This is a genomic window from uncultured Halovibrio sp. (assembly GCF_913056445.1).
Lineage (GTDB): Bacteria > Pseudomonadota > Gammaproteobacteria > Pseudomonadales > Oleiphilaceae > Halospina > Halospina utahensis_B.
The window spans coordinates 1-6,570 of sequence record NZ_CAJXMA010000117.1 but is presented as its reverse complement, the minus strand read 5'-3'; the positions used below and the strand labels follow the sequence as shown (position 1 = coordinate 6,570).

5 protein-coding genes are annotated in these 6,570 nt (G+C 64.1%); 3 read left to right on the top strand and 2 right to left on the bottom strand.

The window, feature by feature from the left end:
* The 3 genes from QZ501_RS14530 to fhuB form a co-directional block, all read left to right on the top strand.
* On the top strand, positions 1-478 hold a 478-nt coding region (locus tag QZ501_RS14530), incomplete at its 5' end, for an ABC transporter ATP-binding protein (protein WP_295720518.1).
* A gap of 18 nt (positions 479-496) precedes the next feature.
* Positions 497-1,414, top strand: coding sequence for an iron-siderophore ABC transporter substrate-binding protein (locus QZ501_RS14525; RefSeq protein ID WP_151439872.1), 918 nt, complete (start codon positions 497-499; stop codon positions 1,412-1,414).
* A complete protein-coding gene (gene fhuB, locus QZ501_RS14520) occupies positions 1,414-3,387 on the top strand; it encodes a Fe(3+)-hydroxamate ABC transporter permease FhuB (protein ID WP_295720515.1) in 1,974 nt (657 codons plus the stop codon). The genes QZ501_RS14525 and fhuB overlap by 1 nt, the downstream gene beginning before the upstream one ends.
* 55 nt (positions 3,388-3,442) lie before the next feature.
* Here the strand turns inward: fhuB and QZ501_RS14515 are convergent, their stop codons facing one another.
* Both QZ501_RS14515 and QZ501_RS14510 read right to left on the bottom strand, forming a co-directional pair.
* Positions 3,443-5,731, bottom strand: coding sequence for a TonB-dependent receptor (locus QZ501_RS14515; RefSeq protein WP_295720513.1), 2,289 nt, complete (start codon positions 5,729-5,731; stop codon positions 3,443-3,445).
* A 73-nt stretch (positions 5,732-5,804) separates the two neighbouring features.
* The coding region (locus tag QZ501_RS14510) for a SidA/IucD/PvdA family monooxygenase (RefSeq protein ID WP_295720512.1) at positions 5,805-6,570 on the bottom strand (766 nt) is incomplete at its 5' end.

Below are 6,570 nucleotides of genomic sequence, written 5' to 3'. Positions count from 1 at the left end.
CCTGGGGCGATTCCCGTGGCGGGGGCTGGTGCGGCGCTGGCAGAGCGGGGATGCAGCGGCCGTGGACTGGGCCCTGGAACAGACTGGCATGGCGGACTACGCCACGCACCTGGTTGACGAGCTTTCCGGTGGTGAACGCCAGCGTGCCTGGATCGCCATGCTGCTGGCGCAGGAAGCCCCCATGCTGTTGCTGGATGAGCCCACCTCCGCGCTGGACCTTTCCCACCAGTACGAGTCCATGACGCTCCTGCGCAACCTTAACCGTTCGGCGGGGCGCGGGGTCGTTGTGATTCTCCACGACGTGAACCTGGCAGCCCGCTACGCCGATCGCGTGATCGCGCTCAAGCACGGGGAGGTGGCGTTCGACGGCACGCCCGAGGCCATGCTGTCGCCGCATCTGCTCACCACCCTCTACGGTATTGATATCAACCTGATCCCCCAGCCCGGCACACAGCGGCCGGTTGCGGTGGTCGCCTGACAGGAGTCATCGTCACCCATGGTTCTGCAACTGAAACAGCAGCTGGTTCTGGTCGTCGCTCTTTGCCTGACCCTCACCGCCCAGGCGGAGATCACCGTTACGGACAGCCGGGGCCAACAGAGCTTTGAGTCGGTGCCCGAGCGGGTTGTCGCCCTGAACTGGTCCATGGCGGAGAATCTGGTGGAGCTCGGCGTTACCCCGGTGGGCGTGGCGGACGTGGCCGGTTACCGCAAGTGGGTCGTACAGCCGGAACTGCCGGAGTCGGTGGTCAACGTTGGTAAGCGCTCGGAACCGAACATGGAGCGGATCGCGTCGCTGGATCCGGACGTGATCATCCTCTCGACGGACCAGTCCGGATTGGCCGAAAAGATGAGCCGGGTTGCGCCGGTCCTGTTCTTTGACGCCTTCCGCAAGGACCACAGTAATGCGGAAAAGGCCCGGGAAATCTTCCTGGAGCTGGGACGCCTGTTGGAACGCGAGGAGCAGGCGCAGCATCAGCTCGACATGCTGGAGGCCCGGTTTATCTGGCTGCGTGGCCGGATCCGTGACCATTTCGGGGATACGCTGCCGGAGGTGACCAGTGTGGGCTTTGCCAGCCCGACCGTGGTCCGGGTGTTCGGCCGGAACGGCATGCCGTGGTATGCGCTCCGCCAGCTGGGCCTTGAGTCCGCCATGCCGCAGCCGCGCAGCCAATGGGGGCAGACCCAGAGGGAAGTGGCTGACCTGAAACGGCTCAACAGGGAGGATGTGCTGCTGTACTTCAAGCCCACGGTCCTGGCGGGGGATCTCCTTGAGAAACCGCTCTGGAATGCGCTGCCAGTGGTGGAGGCCGGACGTGTGGCGCCAGTGGCACCCAGCTGGGTCTATGGCGGCGCCATGTCGCTGCGCTACCTGGCCGAGAATATGACGGACGCATTGCTGACCATTGAACCCTGATGCTGCCCCGGTATGCGGTTGGGGCGGGCCTGGTTCTCGCCCTTGGGGTGCTCCACCTCCAGCTGGATAACGAACTTCCTCTCGCCGCCCAGTGGCAGTTGGTCACGGGGGGCGAACCCGGCGGGTTCGAGGAGGTCCGTTACTATTATGCGGCCCTTCCCAGGGTCATCCTTGCCGTGCTGGTAGGGGCGGTTCTGGGCACTGTTGGCAGTCTTCTCCAGCAGGTTACCCGCAACCCCCTGGTCTCGCCCCTGACGATTGGGGCTTCTTCCGGTGCCTGGCTGGCGCTGGTGTGTGCCAGTGTCTGGCTGCCCGCGCTGGCGGTGGATGAGCGCGCGCTTGTCGCCATGGTCGGGGCCGCGATTTCCGTGGGGTTGGTGTTGATCATCGCGGGGCGCAATGGCATCAGCGGCCTCCCCGTGATCCTTGCGGGCATGGCGACCCACCTGCTGATGGGGGCCGCGGCTTCCGCGATCATCCTCCTGAACCAGGAGGCCGCTCAGGGCGTCTTCATCTGGGGCACCGGCAACCTGACGCAGAATGACTGGAACTGGGTGCAGTGGCTCTGGCCCCGGCTCCTGGTCCTGCCGCTGATCCTGATGCTGGCGCCCAGGCCGCTCACACTGATGCGCCTGGGCGAGGCCGGAGCGCGGGGGCGTGGCTTCAGTTACGGCCCTGTTCTGGTTGTTCTGCTCATTGGGGCGCTCTGGATCCTGGCCACCAGTATCACAGCGGTCGGGATCATTGGCTTCCTGGGGCTGATCGCGCCCAATATCGCCCGCTCGATGGGCGCGCGCCGTGCCGGCGATGAATTGTGCACCAGCGCGCTCCTGGGCGCCATGCTCCTGCTGGCCACGGATTCCCTGGCCCAGGCCGCCGGGGACTGGTTCGGTGAACTGATCCCCAGCGGCACCGCTGCCGCCCTGGTTGGTGCGCCTGCCCTGGTGATCTTTGCCCACAACAAGCTCAGCCATGGCGACCAGACGGCACTGAGTCTTCCGCACGGGGCACGCCGCACCACCTGGATGACATGGGGGCTGGCCGTCGGCGTGCTGCTCGCGCTGGTCCTGCTGACCCTCACCTATACGCCGGAAGCCTCCGGCCCGGCTTTCAGTCTGCCCTTTGCCTGGCCCTCGGACCTGGTGTGGTCCCTGCGTGCCCCGCGCCTTCTGACCGCCTCGGCGGCGGGAATCGGCATGGCCGTTGCTGGCCTCATCCTGCAGCGGCTGATCCGCAACCCATTGGCCAGCCCCGACATCCTGGGCATGTCCGCGGGCGCTACCCTGGCGCTGGTGATCTTTACCCTCTGGACGGGCACCTCCATCTACCAGGCCGGCCCCGGTGTGGCCTTCCTGGGCAGCCTGGTGGTGCTGGCGGTGCTGCTCGTGATCGGGCGGCGCTCCCACTACGCACCGGGGATCGTGATCCTGGTGGGCATTTCCCTCGCGGCGCTGATGGAGGCGCTGGTGCATTTTGTCCTGGCTCAGGGCACCCAGAGCGCGCACATCATCCTGGGCTGGCTCTCCGGTTCCACCTACCGGGCGTCCGCCGACAGGTCCCTCATGCTGGCGGCTGGCGTGGCGGCGCTGGTTCTTCTGGTTCTGGTATTCAACCGCTGGCTGACCCTGATCTCCATCGGCGACCCGATGGCCCGTGCCCGCGGGGTCAATGTGGCCCGCGCCCGGCTGGTTCTGCTACTGGTCGTCTGCGCGCTCTGTGCGCTGGTGACCGCGCTCATGGGGCCGGTGGCCTTCGTGGGCCTGCTGGCGCCGCATGTGGCAGCCCTTCTGGGAGCAAGGCGGGTTCTTCCCCAACTGGTGTTGGCGGCCATGGTGGGAATGGGGCTGATGACGCTCTCCGACTGGCTGGGGCGGACGCTGCTGTACCCGGACCAGTTACCGGCCGGCCTGATGGCGGCGTTGCTCGGCGGGAGCTACTTCATCTTCCTGCTGACGCAGCGGCGTCTGGGGTAGAGCGGAAATACGGGAAGGAGGGAACCCCCGGCTGGACCGGGGGTTGGCCTTTGCCTCAGTACTCGATGGAGTAGGAGAGCGTGTAGGTGCGGCCACGGCCCTTGAAATCGGTTACCTCGGGCAGCCCATAGAACAGCTTGGCCCGTTGGCTCCAGACCGTGGTGTACTGCTTGTCGAACACATTGTTGATGCCCAGGGTCAGCTCACCAGCCGGCAGCTGCCGGGTGCCCAGAAGATCAAAGGTGGTCGGGCCTTCAATCTCATTGCCCTGAGCGTCGTCAATGTCAAAGGCGTGCACACCCTGGAACCGGACGCTGGTGTCGTCATTTTCCCACTGGATGTGGGCCGTCGCCTTGGGCAGGCTGGCTGACGTAACAGCCTGGTCCTGCCAGTCGCCATTCTGCTTGGTTTCCGACTTCACGTAATGGCCAGTCGAGCCGATCTGCCATTGCCGGGTCAGGCGCCAGGTGCCGCTTGCCTCAAGGCCATAGGTCCTGACTTCGTCATCAACCACGTTGATCGTTAGATCATCAGCCACCTGCGTGTCCTTGTCAGACCAGGTGTAGTAGGTCGCGATCTGGGCGTCCCAGTCAGGGGTATGCCGGCGCCAGCCAAGTTCGACCTGGTCGGTTTTCAGGGCCGGGAGGTTGTTGTTGTCCAGATTGAGGTAATTCTGCAGTTGATACTGTCCGCCGGGGGCGGCCAGGCTGTAATCTCCCTGCCCGAGTGCCTTGCCGGGGTCCGGGATCTCCATGCCCTGACTGTAGTTTGCCCAGACCTGCTGGTCATCTGCCAGGTCGTAGATGGCGCCCGCGTTGACCAGCGACACGTTGTAGTCGTTCTTGCCACCGGGGATGGGCTCTGCCCCTGAGGCGAGTCCGTTCGGCACGTAGGCGTTGCCGTTGATGTTAACCACCTTCTGGACGGGCACGATGGAGCCGGTCTCAAGACTGGCACGACGGTGCCGGATGCCGGCGCTGAGCTGGAGTCGGTCGGTGGCCTGCCATTCCGCGTTCAGGAACCCGGCAATACCGTCCACGCGGTAGGAGGGATAGCGGGCTGTGGTATAGCGCTCATTGAGCGTCATAAGCCCGGAGTTCAGTGCCTCGCCGCTGTCGAAGATCATCTGGCTGGCGCTGAAGTCCTCGCGGTCCAGGTCCAGACCGTAGCTGAGCTGAACATCGTCGATCTGCTTGACCAGCATCGCCTTCAGTGAGTGCTGCTCTGTGTTCTGCTGGGAGGATCCGACGTATGACAGGTCGGCGTCGGCGAGTTCACTGACGCCACTGTCCGGTGGAAAAGAGCCTGTCTGCTGAAATGCGCTGATGGCAGCTTCGTCACCCTGATAGGGGTAACCCTGGAAGCTCAACTCTTCACGCCGGGAGGACAGCTGCAGGTAGGCCGTGTGGCCCAGGAAGTCCGTATCCCTGAAGGAGGCATTAAACAGGTAACGGTCGCTTTCCGGCGGGCGGTCGGTAGTGAAGCCCCCGCGGATCTCCGGATTGCTCAGCTGGGTCAGGCCCTGGCCCAGATAGAGGCCTTTGTTGCCGTCGAACTTCGAGTTGTAGTACTGAGCGGTTATGTCCAGGCTCTGGGCCTCATTGAACTTGAACTGCAGGTTGCCCATGACGTCGAGTGTGCGGTTGTACTGCAGGTCCGTCTGGGTGATGTCCGGCAGGATGGGGTCACCGTCCCCGTCGTAGAAAGCTCCGTTGTCCTGGCCCGCCACGGCAAGGCGACCCTTCACGAAGTCCGTGCCGCCGCTGATGGACTGGCCTGCGCGAAGGTCACGGTCGTTGGAGTTGTTGAAACCACTGGTAGCGCCCACCTCGGTCTCGAACTGCGGGTCGCCGGCTTCGCCCTTCTTGGTGATGATGTTGATGATGCCGCCGGTGCTGCCGCCCCCGTAGATGGCCGTTGCACCTGAGAGCACCTCAATGCGCTCGATGTTGAAGGGATCGATGCTGTCAAACTGGCGGCTTACGCCACGCGAGGAATTGAGCGAGACCCCGTCGATCATGACCAGCACACTGCGCCCGCGCAGGTTCTGTCCGAAGTTGGTGCGGTTCTGGGTGCCGAGATCCATGCCGGGGACCAGCTTGCCCAGCGTGTCCTTGAGGCTCTGGCCACTGTCGAACTGGCGTTCCAGCTCTTCCCCTTCTAATACCCAGACCGTGCCGGGGACTTCGCTGATCTGGGAAGGGGCGCGGTTGCCCACGACCACCAGTTCATCCAGTGAGCCCATGGGTTCCTGGGCGAGGGTAAGAGGGGCAATTCCCATTGCGATACCGGTGATGCACAGTGCCGCAATGGGGTTACGAGAGGGTGTATTGGATTGCCGCATAGCAAACACTCCTGATTGTCGGGTTACGCGGGTTGGCGAGGTTAACAGATGGCAACACTAATGCAAATGATTATCATATATTATTTTTGAGCATTGCCAGCAGGGAATCCCGGTCAGGCTCCACGGGTTCATTCAGGGTTTCTTCACCGTTCCAGTCGACCAGGTCCACCCTGCCGGTTACCGGGAACAGCGTCTCGCCGGCGAGATGGTTGACGATCCGCGCCGAGCGCCAGCACATCAGGCTCATCTGTGGGTCGGCAATGCCATGGGAATGGCGGCCGGCGTTGACCGCGTAGACATGGCGGTCCGGTGGTCCGTCCCACCGGGCCTGGAAGTCCGAGTCGAGCTTCAGCTGGCCATGCCTGTCCGTTTCCAGTCTCTGCCTGAGGTCGCCGGAGAGGTAGTCCGGAAGTCGTGACTCGAAGCCGGTGCACAGGATCACCCGGTCCGCCTGGATGTGTTCCCGGCCACCATTGAGACCGTTATGGAACGCCAGCCGGTAGGGGGCCGGCCCCGTCATGGCTTCCAGGGTCCGGTGCGGCTGCAGCACCACCCGGGGGGAGTGACCACCGGCTATACGGTGCTCATAGAGGCGTTGATAGAGCGCCTCCAGAGTGTCGGAGGATATGCCGTCCGAGGCTAGCTTCTGGTTCCGCACCAGGGCAAGCCGCTGCGCCTCCGGCAGGCCGTGGAAGGTGTCCACATAGGCCGGCGTGAAATAGTCGTTGGTGAACGGAGTTTCATCCAGGGGGTCGAAGTTCGGCCTGCGGGAGAGCCAGTGAATGCGCTCCGGGCGGCCCCAGTCACCCTGCAGCAGGCTCAGTACCACTTCCGCCCCT

Bases quoted from the DNA above. Each gene is read 5' to 3' on its own strand.
- QZ501_RS14525 (WP_151439872.1), top strand. From the start codon at position 497: ATGGTTCTGCAACTGAAACAGCAGCTGGTTCTGGTCGTCGCTCTTTGC.
- fhuB (WP_295720515.1), top strand. From the start codon at position 1,414: ATGCTGCCCCGGTATGCGGTTGGGGCGGGCCTGGTTCTCGCCCTTGGG.
- QZ501_RS14515 (WP_295720513.1), bottom strand. From the start codon at position 5,731: ATGCGGCAATCCAATACACCCTCTCGTAACCCCATTGCGGCACTGTGC.